Origin of the sequence: Coraliomargarita sinensis, from assembly GCF_003185655.1 — a bacterium.
In the GTDB taxonomy this organism is placed as follows: domain Bacteria; phylum Verrucomicrobiota; class Verrucomicrobiia; order Opitutales; family Coraliomargaritaceae; genus Coraliomargarita_B; species Coraliomargarita_B sinensis.
Window position 1 is genome coordinate 278,802 of the sequence record NZ_QHJQ01000001.1, and the last position, 18,578, is coordinate 297,379.

Consider the following 18,578-nt stretch of genomic DNA (forward strand, 5'->3'; position numbering starts at 1 on the left):
TGGGAAGTTTAAAGACACCGCCTCACGGAGGCGGACTGGGGCCGACTAGGCCCGGCTTCGTGGCGGGGGTGTCGGCACGGGTTCGTTGAAGGAGTCGTATCGCCCGGACTCGATAATTGTATCCAATATACCACTACGAGGTTCGGGTACGCAAATCTCCCGTGAAAGTCCGAGCATCAGTTTCAGGCTCTGGTCGGTTTTGCTGCGTATGGGCGTTGAACCGCTATCTTTTTCTTCTTCGACGGCATCGATCAGGCGGCACATATGACAAGGCCGTTGGTCGCTGAAAGTCTCCTCGATGGCTTTCTCCAAAGACCCGTCCTGGGCATAACTGGCCACCATCCATGTCCAAGCCCCGAGCTGCAGAAGCGCAAGCGGGCCGACCGCCAGCCAGAGGCAGACGGCAAACAGGAGGGATTTTGCAAAACAATTAAGCAATGCAGTGGAGCTACTGGGTCCACGGAAGAAGACAAGCCAAAGCGGTCTTAGTCTTCCTCGAGCCAAAGCAGTTCGTAGGGGCCCAATGAACATTCGTTCTTCGTCGAGACCGTCTGCTGGGAGAAGACGTCTTTCAGGAAGTGGGCGATCCCTTCCTGCCTGAGAAAACTCAGGTCAACTGATCTCGGCTTTTCCGAAAAGTTGGCAATGACAATCAGATTACTCGCATCGTGCCAGCGCAGGTAAGCGAGCACATGCTCATCATCGACGGGCAGGAGTTGAAACTGGTTGCCGACCAATGCCGGGAGGGCTTTACGCATTTCCAGAATCTCTTTAAGCGAACGAAAAAGGCGTCCGGGAGTCGATTTTTTACCGCGATGCTTTTTGGGGATGTTCCAGTCCATGGCCGGGCGGTGCACCCAGCGGCTATCTTCGGCCTTCTCCGGGTCCTCCAAATAATCGTAGTCATTCAGCAGGCCCCATTCCTCGCCGAGGAAAATCAGAGGGATTCCGCCGATGCTGGCGAGTACGCCCTGCAGCATCCGAATTCTGCGCAGCGCCATTTCGCGCAGCTCTTTGTCGTCTTGCTCGGCGGCTTCCTCCAGTCCGGCCAGAGAGGCCATGGTCCCGGAGACGCGCATGTCCCCGGTATCGGTATTGTGCTGGAAGGGCACGCCCCGGGCAAAGGAGCCTTCAAATGCGCCGGTGTAAAAGTCGTTCAGGAATTTCCGGTGGCCGTCCGGATTGATCCCGACGGCCCAAGCATCGCCATTGTCAAAGGACCAGCCGATGTCGTCGTGCCCGCGCAGGTAGTTGACCCATGAGGTGCCGCGCGGTAATTGGTGGCGGTGGCTGAGTGACTGCTTCAAAAGCTTGGTCTGGCGAGTGGCGATACTTTCCCAGAGGAGGGCCATGAGTGTCGGGTTGTAGGAGATCTGGCATTCCTGGCGGTGGATGTATTTGGCCACCTCGTCGGGGTGGACGATCGCTTCTGACTTGAAGGCAAGCCCCGGCGCCGCGATCCGGCAGACGCTGTTGAAGGCCTGGATCAGGGTGTGGGCCTGCGGGAGGTTTTCGCAGTTGGTGCCCATTTGCTTCCAGATGAAAGCGACCGCATCGAGCCGGAGAATTTCGACGCCGGTGTTGGCCAGGAAGAGCATTTCGGCGGACATGGCTCGGAACACCTCGGGATTGGCATATTTCAGGTCCCACTGGAAGCTGTTGAAGGTGGTCCAGACCCAGCGCTGCAATTCTTCGTGCCAGGTGAAGTTGCCCCGTCGCACGGTGGGAAAGATCTCACGCAGATGCTGCTCGTATTGATCGGGGATCGTTCGGTCCGGGTAGGTGTGATAGTAATCGAGGTGTTCCCGGTCCCCTTCACGTGCTTGTATGGCCCACTCGTGATCATCGGACGTATGGTTGAATACGAAGTCGAGGACCAGGGAAATACCCGCCGCCCGAAAATCGGCAGCGAGGAGTTGTAAATCCTCCAGCGTGCCCAGCTTCGGATCGACCGCACGATAGTCACTGATGGCGTAACCACCATCGCTGTTACCGGCCCGGGAAGCATACAGTGGCATCAGATGCACATAGCTGAGCCCCAATTCCTGAAAGTAGGGGATCTTCTCCCGGAGCCTGGGTAGGTCACCACTGAACAGGTCGACGTAAAGCGAACCGCCTGCCATGTTGTTGGAGAGATACCAGCCGGGGTCGTTTTCACGACGGATATCGAGGTCGTATAGATCGTCCGGGCGATTCAACCAACAGTCGATGGCGGTTAGGAGAATGTTCTCCAGATAGAAAAAGAAATCGTAATGATTGCCATAGAGCTGGTGCAGGAGCATGAAGAGCCGCTCCCAGTGTTCGGCCAGCCGCGCGTCGATGACTTCGACGCGTTCTTCAAAGCTGAAACGGCTGCTCTCGGAGCGCTCAATCCGGTCGAGTATTTTCGGGCGGATGCGCCTGAGTGACCGTTCCGCCTCGTAGGCGAAATCGATCTCAGGCATCGGTGGCGGGCGGCTTGTCGTTCGGGATGGTGATCTTGTCGAGAAAGTTGTAGTAGCGAACTCCCTCGATGATGCCCGCCGCATGGCCGGCTTCGGCAAAGTAAACACGTGGGTAGCGACGCAACTTTTCCAGTTCTTCACTGTAGTTGCCGACAACGACCCCCAGCGTGTTGCCCGCGAGCATGCCCTCGTCGTTGCCGGAGTCGCCCGCGACGAGAATGTTCTCCAGCGGGAAGCCCCACTTGTAGGCCATCTGACGGATGCTCAAGCCACTTCCTGCACGGGAAGGGATGATATCAAGAAACATCCCGAGCGAGACGATCACTTTGACGCGCAGTCCCGCCTCGCGGAGGTGGCGCTTGATGGCGGGCAGCTTCGGCGCGACACTGAAGTCGGCCCGGTAGCTGATCTTGTACTCCGATTGTTCGTGCTCCTCCTGCGGGTAAAGCCCCTCGATCAAATCGAGCACCTCATGCACACGATCCGGTTCCCAGCGGAAGTCGATGTGCTTCTGCCAGCGGCGGTCCAGGGTGAAGTTCTTACCGTAATAAATTTCCGTGCCAACCGCGCAGATGAGCACCTCCGGTTGAGGCATGCCGTAGTCCTTCATCAACTGCATGACATCGTCGAAGCGGCGGCCGGTCGCGATGCCGAAGCCGATATTGTCTTCCGCATCGGTGATGAGTTGGAAGAACTCGTGCATGGCGTCGTCGTTACCCGTCAGGGTGTTGTCGATATCGGCGATGATGAGGCGGTCGATATTCTTCAGTCGGCGCGGCGTCCGCTTGGAGGGCAAGCCTACTGGAGGCTCGGATTGTTTGAGAATCTCCTCAACATCCCGCATGTAGCGATCACAGTGCCGTTCCCAGGAGTAGTGCTTGTGCACGTTTTCCACACCGGCCTCCGACCACTCTTCCCACTGACCCGGTTCGATCAGGGTATGGAGGAGCGCCTTTTCGATGGCTTTCGGATCGAAGGGATCGACCAGCATGCCGTTCTTACAGTTGGCAATGATATCGCTGGGGCCGCCGTCGTTGGTCGCGACGATGGGGGCGCCGCTGGCGGCCGCTTCCAGCAGGGTCAGGCCGAATGGCTCGGTCATGGCCGCGTTGATAAAGACCCCGCGCGAGCGGGTCACGGCCCGGTAGAGCGCTGGCACATCCTCGGATTTGTGCCGCTTGGGATAAGCGACCTTGCCGTAGAGGTCGTAGACGTCGATCAGGGTCAGTACGTTCTGCAGGACGTTGCGCTGCCCCGGAGGCATGTCCCGCAAGTCGTCCCGGCTCCCCATGATCAGGACGAGGTTGGCCTCACGCTGCAGGCGTGGCGACTCGCCGTAGGCGCGTACCAGCATCTCCAAATTCTTGCGTTCGTCCGGTCGCGCCATGGCTGCGATCATCGGCTTCTCGGGTTCGTGCAAAAAGCTCTTGATCGAGACTTCCAGGTCGGTCTCTTTATCGCCCTTTCTCGGTGTGTGGAACGAACTGAGGTCGACCCCCGGCGGAATCACTTCCATGCGCTCCGGGACGTAGTGTTCGTAGTGTTCGTATTGCTCACGTACTTCCTGGTGGGTGCTGGTGCAGATTAAGGAGCAGCTTTCGAGAGCAAACTCCTCGCCCTCGATTCGCGCCGAGATGTTATAGTTGGACTCAATCTTATCTTCGCTGACGCCGGACTCGATCAGCCGCTCCCGTTTGATCCGGCCCAGCGAATGCCCCGTAAAGACAAACGGCACCCCCAGGAGTCTGGCAAGCTGGCCGCCCCCGTAGCCGGCATCCGCGTAATGCCCGTGAATCACATCCGGCACCGTGTCGGTTCGGCGAAAATGATTCAGGCACTGGTCGACAAAAACCTCCATGTAGGGCCAGAGTTTTGTCTTGCTCAGATAACGCTTGGGACCGAACGGGATCCGTATAATGGAGACTTTGTCAGAAAGTGCTTCTTCCAGCACGGCGTAGTCTTCGGACACGCGCTCGTCGACGACCTGCCGTGTAATTAAATCAACCTGATGGATGTCGTCGCGCTCGCCAAGTGCCTTGGCCAGTTCCAGAACATAACGGGTCTGTCCTCCAGTATCCTCGTCGCGGCCGAGTTCGAGATTTTTGCCACGGATCAATCCATGAAGACTGATGAGGGCGATACGGATTCCGTTATCTTTAGCCATTGTATTTTTTGGTTAGGTTGTTTCTGGGAGAAAAAGACTTCAATTGCAGGCGTGAAGCTGTGTTTGACCTACCGCGATGAACGATTAAGGCAGGGTCATGGAATATTTCAACCCTCAAGCAGGAATCGGGCCTAGTGTGCTGGCCAGCGATTTGGATGGCACCCTCATTCCCCTTGAGTGGGAGCAGGACAATCGTGAGGCGCTCGAAGAATTGTCCAAAGTCTTTGAGCGTCCTGATCGGACCTTGGTCTTTGCCACGGGACGGCCCTTCGACTCGGTGATGGAAGCGATCCGTGAGATCCCGCTTCCCGAACCAGATTGGATCGTCTGTGATGTCGGCAGCCGCATCATGCACCATAAGAACGGGGAATGGAAGGAGATGGCCGCCTATGATAAACACCTGAATGAGATCACCGCGGGGGTCTCGCGCAAAGATGTGGAAGCAGCACTCGATGGTATCGAAGGGCTTTCCCTCCAGATCCCCGAGCACCAGACCGAAGTCAAGATCAGCTACGAATGTGAAGGTGCTCAGCTGGAAGTGACGCTGGAAGAAGTCGCGGCCCGGGTTCGCGACCTGCCCTATACCAGCATGGGAAGTGTCGATCCTTTCCGGAATTGCGGCTTGATCGATGTCATGCCTGGGCGGGTAAGCAAAGCCTACGCGTTGATCTGGCTCACGACACACGCTGACTTTATGCCCGACGATGTCATCTATGCCGGTGACTCCGGCAATGACCTCGCTGCCCTTGCTGCCGGCTTCCGCGCTATTGTTGTGGCCAATGCCAGTGAGGGTCTCGTCGGAAAAGTGTCCACCCTTCAGAAGGAGCGGGGTATCCCGAAAGAGCGCCTTTATGCGGCCAGGACTTCGGCCAGCAGTGGCGTGCTGGAAGGCTGCCGCCACTTCGGACTGTTGGGATAGGGGGAACGGCACTTGGTTGAGCTTTTCCCTCGTAGTGGTGTGCTTCAGCCACCACAGTCGACGTTTGTCGGATCTGGCGTGCGAGCGGTGGCTCACCGCTACGTTTGCTGCAGTTCAGACTCAACCGGTCTTATCGAAGTGCCATTCGGGAAAGGGACGATTTTGGTAGGGTTACAAAAAGATTGCGTCCGGAAGTTGCAGGGGCTTTCCGCTAATTTGAACTCGGAACAATCTTCTCTCTGGAGTAGCGCCACATCGCATCCACCTCGTTCTGGGAAAGAGTAGGGAAGAGGCCTTGGTTGCGGAGGTGAGCGTAGGAAAGTATTTCCTTACCCGCTTTCCGGTTGATCGCTTCTGCGGCAATAGCGGGATGGACCTTCATGTCCTGGGCAAAGCGAAGTAAGTCGTAGAGCGTTGGATTTCGCTCGCGGTGGCGGACCATAAACTGAAGTAAGTCCTCGCTATAGATCAGCGCTTTGTCTGCCCATTCGTCGGCTTCCCGCTCTCGGGTATCCTCTTGTCTGTCTACATATTCCGCGAAGACATCGTCCGGAGTTTCGATATGAAGGAGCAGGTGAGCAATTTCATGAAAGAGAACCTTCCAGAATTCGGCGGTATTCTTAAACTTTAGTCCATGAATGATCATGGCTTTGGTTGGAGAAAGCAGGCGGGTGCAGCCCCGGTAAGCAGAGCGCTTGAAAATTGGGACAACGACCAGCGCGACGCCCGCCTCCGCGAGGCGTTCTTTGATGTCCTTGAAAACTTCATGGGGTTCTTCCTGTGTCATTTCGCGAAGGTCATCGGTGGCATCGCTTAGTTTCTTTCGGTCGTAAGGTGCGACCTTGGTTTGATGCGCGGCCATTTCTCCGATCTTAATCCAGAGGCCTCCGCTGATTGTGCTGAATGTCTGATTTGTGTCTTTGTAGGCGGCTTGGCCGAGGCAATAGGTCTCCATCGCTTGACCGAATTCAACTAGATTGCCGTGTCCGGTAAACTGGCAAAGCTCGGTTCTTCGGCTTTTGGGGCTGCGAGTCGTCTCGACCAAACCAATTTGCGCAAGTTTAGTATAATCAATGGCCTCAAGTATCTTTTTTTCTTCAACATCAGGCTGCTTATCTGTGAAGGGCACGGTATGAGTTTTCACTCCGAAGCGCCGCTGCTTTAAAGTTTCGAAGGCTACAGGTTCGGCTATGAGCAAGCGGATGTAGTTACTAATCGACTCCGAGGCGCGCGCTTTCCCGGTTAGCCAGCGAGAGATGTTTTTTTCACCTAACCCAGTGATATCGGAGGCTTCGCGCTGCGTCAGTTCGTATGTATCTAAAAAGTCCTGCCAATCCTCAGGGGAGAGTGAGTGGGTGAGTTTTCTGAGCTGGGTTTCGATCTTGCGGTTGCCTTCGTCGCCCAAAACCACGTCACCGCACTGGTCGCAGCATAGCATCGGAACACTCTTGATGGTAATTTCAGGATGACCTTCCAGTGAAGTTGTGTAGTCTTTCTTGATGGGATGCAGGTGCCCACTCTCGCACTCAAAGCACGGGATTTCAGTCTGGTTTGTTGGTTGATTTTTCATGGAAAGAAGGGTCGATGGGAATAAGCGGTAGTGGCTTTTCGGGGATATCGTGAGGATGGACGTTGATTTTCACGCGGGGAGGATCGCCCTTCGGCGATAGTGTAATGTGTATGAGTAAATCTTCTTCCTCCAGATTCTCGCTGCGCAGCACGAATTAATACTTGGTTGGATTCGTTCTCGGTTTGAAAAAGAGTTGGTAGCGCTCAAGAGCGAAAGCCAACTCCTCGTAAAGGCCGACATCAGATATGCCCCATTTGTCGAGCCATGCCCGTGTCGGATGCTCGCCCAGAAATCTCCGGTTTGGTGTCCTCAGGCATTCGATTATGATTTCGCGGACGCCCGCAGGGGCGGTTCTCGGCGGAGCGGGCTGTCGCATTACAAAGACTGTGTAGTGCTAATAGGCACATTGTCAATGTAATAGGTGCTTAAAAGCACTTAATATTCATGTTATGACAGCCCTTGGTCGCTTCCCGCTTTTCCCGATGCCGGGGTTGAAGGTGTTGGTCGGGTCGAGCTTTTCGTAAAAAGCCTTGAGTTGGGGTTCGGCTTCGTAGAGGTGGCCGACGTTGTGCTCGGCGGGGTATTTGGCACCCTGCGCATCGAGGCGTTCCAGCAGCTTGGCTTTCATGGCCTTTAGGTCGGTGCCTTTCTTGAAGATGTAGTCGCGGTGAAAGACGTGGCACATGAAGTGGCCGTAATCCAGAGCGAGATCGAGATGCGGTTCAAGCTCAGGCGGAAGGGGCTCGGCCCAGTTCGGGTCTTTCCCGAGCAGGGCGACGTCGAGTGCCAGCACTTCCTCGGTCGTCTTTTGGTGGACGGTTTGGTAGCGGATGGCGGCACCGGCCGCGGCGAAGCGGTGGAGCAGGGCGGCCTCCTGCTCTTTGGGTGTGCATTCGAAGAAGTCGACGCCCGCATGCCGGCTCCAGTCCTCCTCGAGGTAAGTGCGGGCTTCCTCGATGCCGTCGTCTGCCATGCTGAGGATGAGGTAGTATTGAAAACGGTCGCGATAATTCAGCAGACGCTGGGGCAGGTGCCGCGTGAAGAGCCGGCTGAGATGATAGAGGAACAGGTCCGGGAGAAATTTGGGGAGGAAGGGCAGCTTGTTAAGCCGGTACTCGACCGCCGATTTCAGCGCGTAGGCCTTGGGCAGTCGGCGCGTGCCGAGGTGCTTGATGGAGAGAAAGACATCTTTCCCGTAGCGTTCAGCTACCGTAAAGATCTCCCGGTTCATGTATTCGCACATCTCCGGCAGTTCCTGAAACTTTGTCAGGATGTGGCGGCGCAGCTGGGTGAAATCTTCCGGGTTGTCGGTCCCGAGAAAGAAGACCTGCTTCTTATTGGGCAGGGGGTAAGTATCCACGCGCACGGCGAAGGCGGCGACTTTTCCCGCGCTGCCGCTGACGTCATACAGCCGCTTGGGGTCGGCGTTGTAGCGGTTGGGCACGTTGGCATTGAGATCGCGGATACGGTCGGCATAGTCCCGGTCGGATGCGGATTCATCCCAGCCTTCGAGATCACTGCTTGAGATGGAGCCCGCTTCCAGACGATTGAAAATATCTTCCGGCGTGTCGCCCAGGCCGCGGATGCCGAGGTGGTTGACGAGCTTCAGTTGTCCCTCCGCATCCACCCGCGCGAAGAGCGACAGCTCTGTGTAGGAGGACCCGCGCTTGCAGAGTGCGCCTCCGGCATTGTTGGCGATCCCGCCCACGATAGTCGCCCCAATGGTAGTCGAGCCGATGACGGAGTGAGGGGCGCGGCCGAGGGGCTGGAGTAACTTTTCCAGCTCGTGGAGAGAGGCTCCGGGAAAAGCGAGTACCTGCTTGCCGCCATCGAGCAGGATGAGCTTGGTCAGTCGGGTGGTGTTGATGATGACCACAGGCCGACCGTAGTCATCGCCACTCGGACAGGAGCCTTCGGTCAGGCCCGTCTTGGCCCCTTGCATGATGATGGCACAGCCGCTGTCGACACAGACCTGTAAAGTACGCCATTGTTGCAAAAGTGTTTCCGGGAAAACCACCGCCAGGGCGTTTCCTTTGCCGGATCGGAAGCCGGAACGGTAATAAGCAGTCTTCTTTTCTCCGCTGTGTATATTCCTTGGCCCCACGACTGCCCGGAGCTTTTCGAGTAGAGCGGAATCGGACATAGAGCGAAGGAATAGATGCTTAGTGCCCGATCGCGTATTTAAGTTCCTTGCCCTCGTGTTTGATGGTCACCTGGTTTTGTCCGTCCTTGCGTTCGGTCGCCTCGGTTCGGCCGATGACCTGGGCGGGGATGCCGAAGGACTCGCTTTGGGCGATGATGGCATCGGCGGCTTCCGGCTCGCAGAAGATTTCCATGCGGTGGCCCATGTTGTAGACGCGGAACATTTCCTCGTCGCTGGTGCCGCTGGCTTTTTGGATGGCTTTGAAGATCGGGGGCACGGGCAGGAAGTTATCCTTGATATGGTGGACCCCGGTCCCGAAGCGGATGCACTTGGTCTGCCCGCCGCCGGAACAGTGAACCATGCCGTGGATGCTGTCTCGATTTTCGGCGAGGAGCTTTTTGATCACGGGAGCATAGGTGCGGGTCGGGCTCAGCAGGGCGTCGCCCACGGTCATCCCGGAGTCAGGCAACGGGTCGCTCATTTTGTAGGGACCACAGTAGAGGTATTCCCGGTCGGTGGTGAGGTCGACTGTTTCCGGATATTTTTCCAGATAGTATTTGGCCAGCAGGTCGTGCCGCGCACTGGTCAGGCCGTTACTCCCGATACCCGAGTTTTCAAAAGTTTCGTAGTTGGCTTGCCCGGAGGAAGCGAGTCCGACTATGGAGAGGCCGGGCTTGATGTTGGCGTTGTCGATCACCCGGGCGCGGTCCATCACGACGACCGCGCAGGAGTCGACCGTGACCGTGCCGGTCAGGTCGCCGACATCGGCGGTCTCGCCGCCGCCGCTGTGCACGCCCACGCCGTATTCACGCAGGGTCGCGAGAAAATCCTCCGTGCCGGAGATCAATTGAGCGAGCGCTTCGCCTGGAATGGCGCGGGCGTTGCGGTTGACTGTGCTGGAGATGAGGATGCCGTCGACGGCGCCCACACAAAGCAGATCGTCGATGTTCATGACCAGGCTGTCCTGGGCGGTCTTACGGAAAGCTGAGGGATCGCCGGTTTCCCGGTAGTGCAGGTAGGCAAGCGTGCTCTTGGTGCCCGAGCCATCCGAGTGAATGATGTTACACTTGTCGGGACTGCCGGTCAGGATATCGCTGCCGATTTTACAAAAGGCACCGGGAAAGACCCCGCGGTCGAGATTGTCCACGACGGCATGGACTTCGGACTTGGAAGAAGAGACCCCGCGTTGGGCGTAGCGATCGGTTGAATTGGACATGACGGAAAGAGAATTTTTTGAAACCGTTAATTTACGTTAATTTTGAGAGAGGAATTTAAGAGAGTTTAATGGTTTTTTAAGGTGACTTTGCGCCATTGGAGGCTGGGGTGTTTGAAGTTAATGATGATGCCGGTACTTTTACCTGTGATTCGTAAGTAGGTTAGCATTTGGCCGAGTTCGTTCTCGCCAATGGATTCAATGGTTTTTGTATCAACGAAAAGTACATCTTCGACTTCCAAATCAGGGATGTATTCATCCACTTTTTCACCTTTGTAGATAACAGGATAGATTGATTGCTGGCTATAGTGAATTCCCAGATAGCGCAGTTCGACAACCAGAGCTCTTTCATAGGTTTTTCGCGTAGCCCATACCCGGTGCTTGTGTGCACGGCCATTGCCGCGCCCACAACTTTGTAGATCAGATCATCGATTGATTCCTCGTTCATGGGTAAAAAATTTACGTTAATTCACGTTAATTAACGGTTCAACAAACAACCTCGCTCGGCATGCGCAACTCGGCAATCCGTGCCATGATCCGGCGGCTGGCTTCGAGATATCTCTCGGGGTGTTGCTTGCCGGGGTCGAGCTCTTCCGGCGTCATCGGCCGGTCGTAGGCGATGTGGATGCGTCCGCCGATTTTCGGGGCTTTGCGCTGGCGGCCGTAAGCCTCGTACGTGCCGAATAGGCGGACGGGGATGATGGTGGCGCGTGACTTGCAGGCGATCATGCCGGCACCGGGCTTGGGCTCTGCCAGCAAGCCGTCAGGTGAGCGGGTGCCTTCAGGATAAATAGCGACTGCACCGCCAGCCTTGAGGGCTTTGAAGATGGCTTTGAGCGATTTGACCTCGGCGTTCTCACGGGCGACCGGGATGGTGCCGATCTGCACCAGGCCCTTGCCGAAAAGTCCTTTGAAGAGGGTGTCGCGGGCGAAGTAGTTGATCTGCCGGTGAAGGCAGGCGCCGATTGCGGGCGGATCGTAGAAGCTGACGTGGTTGGCCGCAAAAATGACCGGGCCCTTAGCGGGGATGTTTTCTTTACCGCTCTGGGTGTAATCGTAGAAGGTGCTGAAATACCAGTTCGCGATGGAACGCGTCAGTTCGTAGAGTTTTGGATTCGGGATCGAATTCATTAAATGGCTGATGATTAAAGACTAATTGCTAATCGGAGGTATTTCCGGTGCCGATCAGGTTTATGATGTGCTCGATCACTTCTTCCAGGCTGCGTGGACCGGTATCGACACGGATGGCCCCTTCCGGGCAGACGAGTGGAGCAGTCTTCCTGGCCTTGTCCATCTTGTCGCGGTCAGCGATGGAGTCGGTTTGCCCTTCCTTCGCGCGCCGTGCGGCGCGCGTCGCTTCGTCGGCTTCGAGGAAAAAGCGGTGTTGGGCATCCGGGAAAATGATCGAGCCAATATCACGACCTTCCATGATCAGACCTCTGAAGCCTTCTTCCCGTCCGACATTCGCCTGATTCCGCTGATATTCGAAGAGTGACTGTCGTACGGCTGGTATCGCGGCGAATTTGGAAACCGAGGCATTCACTTCCGGCGAGCGGATTTCCACTTCGGTCGGAACGCGCCCGTCGATACAGAGTCGGGCAGTACGTCGATCGAGGTGGGTCTTCAGATCCAGGGCAGCCAGGGTATCCTGCAAATCATCTTCCGGGGAGGCTCCGGTGGCGAGGAGGGCAAAGGTGATCGTCCGGTAATGCGCCCCGGTGTCCACGTGCATCAGGTCGAGTCGTTCCGCCAGTCCCTTCGAGGTGCTGGATTTGCCCACGGCGGCACCGCCGTCGATGGCAATGATTTTGAATTCTGAGGATAAGGCTGGCATGGGATAAAAAGCAAAGCCCCATGTTTTCGCTCGGACAAGACCCTAATGCGAGGAAGTTCAGCTCGTGCTCGCATTTTATCGGGTCCTACGCATCAATCTGCATCTCATGACTTTCCCAATATTCATGACAACGCTCTGCGCCGTCTCTATTGCCGGGCTCGCTTTTGCAGATCCGGTGCCGGAGCGTGATCCGGTGTTTGTGCTGGAGCCCCTGGTCATTCGGGACCGGGGCTTGGAGACACCTCCATTGGCACTGCCCGCCTCCGTTACGCGGCTCGACCGCGATGATATTCAAAAAGCTTCCGCCCAGCTCTCGATCAACGAATCCCTCCAAACCGTGCCGGGGGTCTTTGCCCTCAACCCGTACAACTATGCGCAGGACAGTCGCATCGCCATTCGTGGTTTCGGGGCCCGCTCGGACTTTGGCATTCGAGGCATTCGCCTGGTGGTGGATGGTATTCCGGCCACCTTGCCGGACGGGCAGGGCGGGGTCGATGGTATCGACCTGGGCTCGACCGGAGAGATGGAAATTATCCGCGGTCCGGCAGCGGCGATCTACGGGCCCGCATCAGGTGGGGTCATCCGGATCAAAACCGAGGAAGCTCCGGCGGTTCCTTTTACCGAGTTAAGATTGTTGGGCGGTTCCTACGGCCTGTTCAAGAGCCAGTTTAAGGCGGGCTATGCCGAAGGCCCCTGGAACGTTCTCGTGAGCGGCACTCACTTTGATTATCAAGGCTACCGGGAGAAGAGCCAGACGGAGAACACTTCCTTGAATACCCGGATTGGTTATGCCTTCGAGGACGGCTCCGAGTTGACCACGGTAATCCAAGCGATCGATTATCCGGTACAGGACGATCCCGGCGGTCTGACCGCGGCCGAGGTCGAAGCTGACCGCCGGCAGGCGCGTGCTCGCAACCTGCAATTCGATGGAGGCGAGCAGGTTCGCCAGCAGAAGCTCGGATTTGCTTACCGTCGTCCTCTCTCCGATGCCCAGTCCCTTCACGTTCACGCTTTTCTCGTTAACCGCGATTTTGCCAACAAACTGCCCTTCACCGACGGAGGGCAGGTGGGTTTCGAACGGTTTTTCGGAGGCATGGGGGCCCGCTACGCCTTTGGCGGGGAGAAGCTCCGTTGGGTAGTGGGCGCTGAAGTCGGGCGGCAGGACGATGCCCGCAAAAACTACGATAATCTCGACGGGGAACGCGGGCCTGTCGCTTTGGAGCAGGACGAAGTAGTTACGAATGTAGGCAGTTTTGTCGCCTCGGAGTGGGCTGTCTCGGATCAGCTCAGCCTGAGCGCTGCGCTGCGTTATGACGAGGTGCACTTTGACGTGGACGACGACTTCCTCAGCGACGGTGACGACAGTGGGAAGCGGACTTTCCGCGAGACCAGCCCTATGCTCGGGCTCCTTTGGGCGCCTCGGCCGGAGCTCTCGTTTTTTGCCAATTGGACGACTTCGTTTGAAACCCCGACCACAACGGAGCTGGATAACCCCGCCGGTGGCGGTTTCAATTCAGCACTCGGATCGCAGACCGCGCAGAGCCTCGAATTCGGTCTCATTGGGCGACTGCCGAATGCGTTCTGGCGCCCGAAGCTCGAACTGACCGTTTTTTCCATCGATGTCGAAGACGCGCTCGTGCCCTATGAAGTCGAAAACTTTCCCGGCCGTGATTTTTTTCGAAATGCCGGATCGACCCGAAAGGAAGGACTTGAGGCGCTGCTGGCATTGCAACCGACGGAACGGCTCTCAGCGGTTCTGAGCTATACGTATTCAGACTTTAGATACAAAGACTTTGACAGTCCGGGAGGTGACTACGGCGGCAACCGACTGCCCGGGGTTCCGGAGCACTTCGGTAACCTGCGCATCGATTACCGCCACCCCAGTGGGTTCTCAGCAATTTGGAACACGCGGTTTGTCGGGGCATTGCAGGCCGACGATGCCAACACGACCGAAATTAGCGGTTACAGCTTCTCCGACCTCAGACTCAGTTGGGAGCATGCCTTTGGCGACTGGACTTTCGAGGCCTTTGCCGGAGTGAATAATCTATTTGATCAGGATTATTCGGCTAATATCCGGATCAATGCCTTCGGCGGACGTTATTACGAGCCTGCGCTGGGGCGCAACGGGTATGCAGGCCTGCGCCTGCGCTATTCTTTCGGGCAGTGAGACGGTTTCAGGACTGCCACCTCGGTTGAGGCAGGCAGTGCTAAAGTGGAGTACTTCGATACGCGCCAGGTGGATGCAGTCACAGCTCGGGAGAGCTGCGTTCCCGGGAACGCAAAACTCCGGTTTTGCGCGTGGGGAGATTTTTTGTTTTGTTACTGAACATGTCGCAGAAAATACTTGTTACCGGTTGCACCGGGGGGCTCGGTCTGGCTATGGTGCATAGTTTTATTGAAAGCGGTGCAACTGTAGCTGGACTGGGACGCAACCAATCGAAACTGGCAGAGCTTCGAGAGACCTATCCCTCGCCGCACCGTTTCGATGCGGTTGACGTAAGCGACGATCAAGCGGTGAGAGCCTACGCCGAGAAAGTGCTGACCGATTGGGGCAGCCCGGATCTGTTGATTAACAACGCTGCCATCATTAACCGTAACGCGCCGCTCTGGGAGATTCCCGATGACGAGATCGATCAACTCCTGCGGATCAACCTGAAAGGGGTGGCCTCCACCATGCGCTACCTGCTCCCGGCTATGAACGACGCGCAACACGGGGTGGTGGTGAACCTGAGTTCCGGTTGGGGCCGATCCACCGCGCCGAATGTTGCGCCGTATTGTATGTCAAAGTGGGGGATCGAGGGCCTTTCCCGGGCGGTCTCGCAAGAGGTGGCCGACGGCGTGGCTGTGGTCGCGCTCAACCCCGGCATTATCGATACGCCCATGCTGCGTGCCTGCTTTGGCGAGGGCGCGGCCGGACATCAGAGCCCGGAAAGCTGGGCAAAGCGGGCGGTGCCCATGATCCTCAAATTGAGGGCGCAAGATAATGGCGCGAGCCTTTCTGTGGGGTAACTGTGGTCGGGCAAAGGCAGGCTCATCGTCTAGCTAAAGTGCGCTTGACTGAATGAGAATGCGTCTCAATAAATGAATCGTCCAATTGACTCGGTTTCATTCTCAGAGCAGGTAAACACAATATTCATGATTCCAATAATCTACCGCAAACCCTTGCGCAGTTTTCTGTGTGTGGCATCACTTTTATGGGGAACGAATCCCCTGCTTTCATCTCCCGAAGCCTTGGACACCGCCCGTGCGACGGTCAAGGAATGGGCCGCAACCGAGAAGGCCATCTCCCGCGAAGCGGCGGAATGGAGTGGACGCAAGATCTTGCTGCAGGATTTAATCGAAGTGGCGCAGCAGCGGATGGATCGTCTGCAGGCTGAATTGGAGAAGGGACAGGATAGCCTGTCCGCCTCCGACGAGGCCCGGGCGAAGTTGCTCGACCGTGAGGAAGCGGTGGCTGTCGAAGCGGAACAGATTGAGAACTTCCTCGCCGACTTGGAAGCGCGCTTGCAAGCCTTGCGGCCGCAGTTACCCGAACCGCTGGAGAAAGAGCTGGCGCCGATCTACCAACGTATCCCCGCCGATCCGGCAGAAACCACATTGGCCTTGGGCGAGCGCATGCGTACGGCCGTAAGCTTGCTGGCCAAGATCCGTCAGTTCGATGGCAAGCTGACTTTAGCGGAATCTCTCAAAATGCTTCCCGGTAGTGACGAGGTCGCTTCTGTTCGTACGCTCTACATTGGCCTGGGGCAGGCCTACTATCTCGCTCCGGAGGATGCCGGTTATGGCAGCCCCGGCCCTGAAGGCTGGGTCTGGCAGTCCGAGCTCAAGCTGCGTAAGGCGATTCAGGAAGTTATCGTTCTGGCCGAAGGCGGGGCGATGGAGCCGAAGTTTGTCGACCTGCCTGTGGTACTGAGCAGCGCGAAAGGAGGTGCGGAATGAGGCAATCGCAATCATACATGCGAAGCATAAAAGTTGGCGTTCCGCCTTTAGGCGGCCCAATCGTAGGAAAATCCCCGCCTAGAGGCGGGACGTCAACCCTTGCCTGCCGACGTGCAATGCGGGCGTTTGGTCTCCTTTTCGCGATTCTGTTTTTTCTTCCGCTAACTGCCCCCGCGCAAAATCTTGAGCAGATCGCGACGGAGCGCGAGGCCAAGCTGGAGAATGCGCTGGAGCGCCTGCGCGAGCTTCGGTCTGAAATTCAGGCCGAGCAAGTGCCCCTGGCCCGCGAGTTAAACCAGAAGGGAGCCCGCGCCGACGAGTTGGCTGACGAGGTCGACCGCGTCCAAAGGGTGCGGGACAACCGCAGCGTGGAACTGGAAACCCTCCGTGCCCGGGTAGACGGACGGCAGCGTCAGGTCGATTACGTCAAACGCACGCTTCTTCCGGATTATCTGGCGGACTACGATGCCAGCCTCTCCCCGGCAGAGCGGCCCAAAGCCGGCGAGGCGGTTCGTGCCTATAATCTGTTTCTTGAGGCCCCCGAAGCTTCGGAATCCGAGAAGCTCGATCGCGGGCTGGCCCTGATGCAGGAGTCGCTCGCACAGGTTGAAGCGCTGCTCGGCGGCCAACGGATCGAAGGTCAGGCTCTTTCACCCGAAGGCACACTCCGCGACGGAAGCTTCATCCAGATCGGGCCTTTGCTCTACTTCGCGACCGACGATGGGGCCTTGGCCGGACTGGTGGAAGAGACGCAATCGCTCAACGCCCGCGTCCTGCCGTTGGAAGGGGAGGCGGCCCAGTCGGTGGCGCAAGTCGCGGCGACCGGGAGGGGTGAGTTGCCCGTTGATCCGAGCCTCGGCGATGCCCTGGCGGTCGACGCGACCAAGGATACCTTTCTCGAACACCTCGCCAAAGGCGGTATCTGGGTCTATCCGATCCTCGTCTTTGCCGTGGTCGCGACGATCGTCGCCATCATCAAACTGGTCCAGGTCTTCACCATTCGACACCCGAAACCGATGGTCATCCACGAGATCGTGAAGGCGTTGCGTGAAAATCGCCAGAAGGAGGCCCGCGAGTTAGCCGCCGCCCAACCGCAACCGGCACGTGATATGTTGATTGCGGCGGTGGACCACGCCGACGAGTCGATCGAAATGATCGAAGAGGTGATGTATGAATCCATGCTCGGCACCCAGCCGCGGTTGGAGCGTTTCCTTAACGTCATCGCGGTGACGGCCGCGGCCGCCCCCCTGCTCGGCCTGCTCGGCACGGTGACCGGTATTATCAAGACCTTCCGGCTGATGACCGTCTTCGGCGCAGGCGATCCCAAGCCCCTCATTTCCGGTATTTCCGAGGCACTCATCACCACGGAACTCGGCCTCGTTCTGGCTATTCCCGCGCTGGTGCTGCACGCGTTGCTCTCGCGCAAGGTCGCCGGAATCATGGCCTACCTAGAAAAATCGGCGGTGACTTTCGTCAACGGTCTCTCGAGGAGCGCGAAGTGAGATTCTTTATTTCAGATCTCCTAATCCGTAGGGGCTTTGCTTGCGAAGCCCGTAGCGGTCTTTGGGCTTCCAAAGACAAGTGTAAAGCTTCGAACCTTCGCGGGTGCCGCGAGCAGCACCCCTACGATGTTCTGCCCCAAGCATTAACGTCAATTAATCTCTATTACATGTCCGCCGAAGCTTTAGCATAGGTGGAACGGTTCAAAATGCCCACCGAAACCAACAGCCTACTGGATCAAGCCGTTCAAATCTGGACGAGCGGCGGCTGGCTGATGCTGCCCCTCTTGCTGCTGACGGTGTTCATTTATCTGACCGCCTTCGATTTGTTTTGCCGGGTGCAGTTTCACTTTCTCGTGCGGGGAAAGGTGCACAAGCGCGAAGCCGGCGAGCTCGCCCGGGACCCTCGTCCGGCCCTGAAAATGGCCCGTGAACTGGTACGCTTCGATGCGCTGACCAGCGACGAGGTGAAGCGCCACTTTGCCGAGGTGCGGAACGAATATCTCCCGCCCATCGACCGGCGCATCCGTTTCCTCGCAATCATCATTACCGCCGGGCCGCTGCTCGGTCTGCTCGGCACGGTCACCGGTATGCTCAGCACTTTCAGCGGTATGGTCGACCAAATCGGCAACCGCTTCGACAGCGTGGTGACCGGGATCTCCGAGGCACTGATTACGACCCAGACCGGGCTGGTCATCTCCATTCCGGCCATGGTGCTCCTCTCCTTGATCATTCAGCGCCGAAACACCCTCGTTCACTGCATCGCGCGGTTGGAACGCTATAACGTTCGGCTGGCTCTGCGCTCGGACTGTCCGGTGCCGAAAGTCAAACAAAGCCCTAAACCGTAAATGGA

General features: G+C 57.3%; 15 protein-coding genes. 6 read left to right on the forward strand and 9 right to left on the reverse strand.

Annotated features, from left to right (window positions below; genetic code table 11):
* Positions 1-45: 45 nt before the first annotated feature.
* Genes DDZ13_RS01260 through DDZ13_RS01270 form a run of 3 tightly spaced genes read right to left on the reverse strand, consistent with a single transcriptional unit; the run spans position 46 to position 4,608 of the window.
* Positions 46-438 carry a hypothetical protein gene (locus DDZ13_RS01260; RefSeq protein ID WP_110129608.1) on the reverse strand — a complete coding sequence of 131 codons (393 nt, stop codon included), beginning with the start codon at positions 436-438 and terminating at the stop codon, positions 46-48.
* A gap of 47 nt (positions 439-485) precedes the next feature.
* On the reverse strand, positions 486-2,444 hold the full coding sequence (locus DDZ13_RS01265; RefSeq protein ID WP_110129609.1) for an alpha-amylase family glycosyl hydrolase: 1,959 nt from the start codon (positions 2,442-2,444) through the stop codon (positions 486-488).
* Positions 2,437-4,608: an HAD-IIB family hydrolase gene (locus tag DDZ13_RS01270; protein WP_110129610.1), complete on the reverse strand. Its 2,172-nt coding sequence runs from the start codon at positions 4,606-4,608 to the stop codon at positions 2,437-2,439. The genes DDZ13_RS01265 and DDZ13_RS01270 overlap by 8 nt, the downstream gene beginning before the upstream one ends.
* A gap of 97 nt (positions 4,609-4,705) precedes the next feature.
* Here DDZ13_RS01270 and DDZ13_RS01275 point away from each other — a divergent pair, with 97 nt between their 5' ends.
* Positions 4,706-5,527, forward strand: a complete 822-nt coding sequence (locus DDZ13_RS01275) for an HAD-IIB family hydrolase (protein ID WP_110129611.1) — start codon at positions 4,706-4,708, stop codon at positions 5,525-5,527.
* Between the two features lie 211 nt (positions 5,528-5,738).
* Here the strand turns inward: DDZ13_RS01275 and DDZ13_RS01280 are convergent, their stop codons facing one another.
* From DDZ13_RS01280 to cmk, 6 genes are all read right to left on the reverse strand, one after another.
* On the reverse strand, positions 5,739-7,097 hold the full coding sequence (locus DDZ13_RS01280) for a type II toxin-antitoxin system MqsA family antitoxin (protein WP_110129612.1): 1,359 nt from the start codon (positions 7,095-7,097) through the stop codon (positions 5,739-5,741).
* A gap of 442 nt (positions 7,098-7,539) precedes the next feature.
* Entirely contained in the window at positions 7,540-9,240 is a 1,701-nt protein-coding gene (gene dld / locus DDZ13_RS01290; protein ID WP_110129614.1) for a D-lactate dehydrogenase, read from the reverse strand.
* Positions 9,241-9,259: 19 nt separating this feature from the next.
* Entirely contained in the window at positions 9,260-10,456 is a 1,197-nt protein-coding gene (locus DDZ13_RS01295; RefSeq protein ID WP_110129615.1) for an AIR synthase-related protein, read from the reverse strand.
* A gap of 65 nt (positions 10,457-10,521) precedes the next feature.
* A complete protein-coding gene (locus tag DDZ13_RS01300) occupies positions 10,522-10,794 on the reverse strand; it encodes a GxxExxY protein (protein WP_199221030.1) in 273 nt (90 codons plus the stop codon).
* Positions 10,795-10,939: 145 nt separating this feature from the next.
* Positions 10,940-11,584: a lysophospholipid acyltransferase family protein gene (locus tag DDZ13_RS01305; protein ID WP_110129616.1), complete on the reverse strand. Its 645-nt coding sequence runs from the start codon at positions 11,582-11,584 to the stop codon at positions 10,940-10,942.
* Positions 11,585-11,612: 28 nt separating this feature from the next.
* Positions 11,613-12,287: a (d)CMP kinase gene (cmk, locus tag DDZ13_RS01310; RefSeq protein ID WP_110129617.1), complete on the reverse strand. Its 675-nt coding sequence runs from the start codon at positions 12,285-12,287 to the stop codon at positions 11,613-11,615.
* A gap of 106 nt (positions 12,288-12,393) precedes the next feature.
* On the opposite strand from cmk, the gene DDZ13_RS01315 reads away from it, so the two are divergent.
* The 5 genes from DDZ13_RS01315 (at position 12,394) to DDZ13_RS01335 (ending at position 18,573) form a co-directional block, all read left to right on the forward strand.
* The gene (locus DDZ13_RS01315) at positions 12,394-14,454 is read left to right on the forward strand and encodes a TonB-dependent receptor family protein (protein ID WP_110129618.1); all 2,061 of its coding nucleotides are present in this window, start codon (positions 12,394-12,396) and stop codon (positions 14,452-14,454) included.
* 161 nt (positions 14,455-14,615) lie between these two features.
* Positions 14,616-15,296, forward strand: a complete 681-nt coding sequence (locus DDZ13_RS01320) for an SDR family oxidoreductase (protein WP_110129619.1) — start codon at positions 14,616-14,618, stop codon at positions 15,294-15,296.
* A 171-nt stretch (positions 15,297-15,467) separates the two neighbouring features.
* Positions 15,468-16,226: a DUF3450 family protein gene (locus DDZ13_RS01325; RefSeq protein ID WP_233246049.1), complete on the forward strand. Its 759-nt coding sequence runs from the start codon at positions 15,468-15,470 to the stop codon at positions 16,224-16,226.
* A gap of 116 nt (positions 16,227-16,342) precedes the next feature.
* Complete coding sequence (locus DDZ13_RS01330) at positions 16,343-17,728, forward strand: MotA/TolQ/ExbB proton channel family protein (RefSeq protein WP_158279729.1); 1,386 nt, start codon at positions 16,343-16,345, stop codon at positions 17,726-17,728.
* A 206-nt stretch (positions 17,729-17,934) separates the two neighbouring features.
* A complete protein-coding gene (locus tag DDZ13_RS01335; RefSeq protein WP_110129622.1) occupies positions 17,935-18,573 on the forward strand; it encodes a MotA/TolQ/ExbB proton channel family protein in 639 nt (212 codons plus the stop codon).
* Positions 18,574-18,578 lie beyond the last annotated feature (5 nt).

Excerpts from the sequence above, each read along its gene's own strand:
- DDZ13_RS01270 (WP_110129610.1), bottom strand. The coding sequence starts at position 4,608 with ATGGCTAAAGATAACGGAATCCGTATCGCCCTCATCAGTCTTCATGGA.
- DDZ13_RS01330 (WP_158279729.1), top strand. The coding sequence starts at position 16,343 with ATGCGGGCGTTTGGTCTCCTTTTCGCGATTCTGTTTTTTCTTCCGCTA.
- cmk (WP_110129617.1), bottom strand. The coding sequence starts at position 12,287 with ATGCCAGCCTTATCCTCAGAATTCAAAATCATTGCCATCGACGGCGGT.
- DDZ13_RS01275 (WP_110129611.1), top strand. The coding sequence starts at position 4,706 with ATGGAATATTTCAACCCTCAAGCAGGAATCGGGCCTAGTGTGCTGGCC.
- dld (WP_110129614.1), bottom strand. The coding sequence starts at position 9,240 with ATGTCCGATTCCGCTCTACTCGAAAAGCTCCGGGCAGTCGTGGGGCCA.
- DDZ13_RS01305 (WP_110129616.1), bottom strand. The coding sequence starts at position 11,584 with ATGAATTCGATCCCGAATCCAAAACTCTACGAACTGACGCGTTCCATC.
- DDZ13_RS01265 (WP_110129609.1), bottom strand. The coding sequence starts at position 2,444 with ATGCCTGAGATCGATTTCGCCTACGAGGCGGAACGGTCACTCAGGCGC.
- DDZ13_RS01315 (WP_110129618.1), top strand. The coding sequence starts at position 12,394 with ATGACTTTCCCAATATTCATGACAACGCTCTGCGCCGTCTCTATTGCC.
- DDZ13_RS01295 (WP_110129615.1), bottom strand. The coding sequence starts at position 10,456 with ATGTCCAATTCAACCGATCGCTACGCCCAACGCGGGGTCTCTTCTTCC.
- DDZ13_RS01280 (WP_110129612.1), bottom strand. The coding sequence starts at position 7,097 with ATGAAAAATCAACCAACAAACCAGACTGAAATCCCGTGCTTTGAGTGC.
- DDZ13_RS01335 (WP_110129622.1), top strand. The coding sequence starts at position 17,935 with ATGCCCACCGAAACCAACAGCCTACTGGATCAAGCCGTTCAAATCTGG.
- DDZ13_RS01320 (WP_110129619.1), top strand. The coding sequence starts at position 14,616 with ATGTCGCAGAAAATACTTGTTACCGGTTGCACCGGGGGGCTCGGTCTG.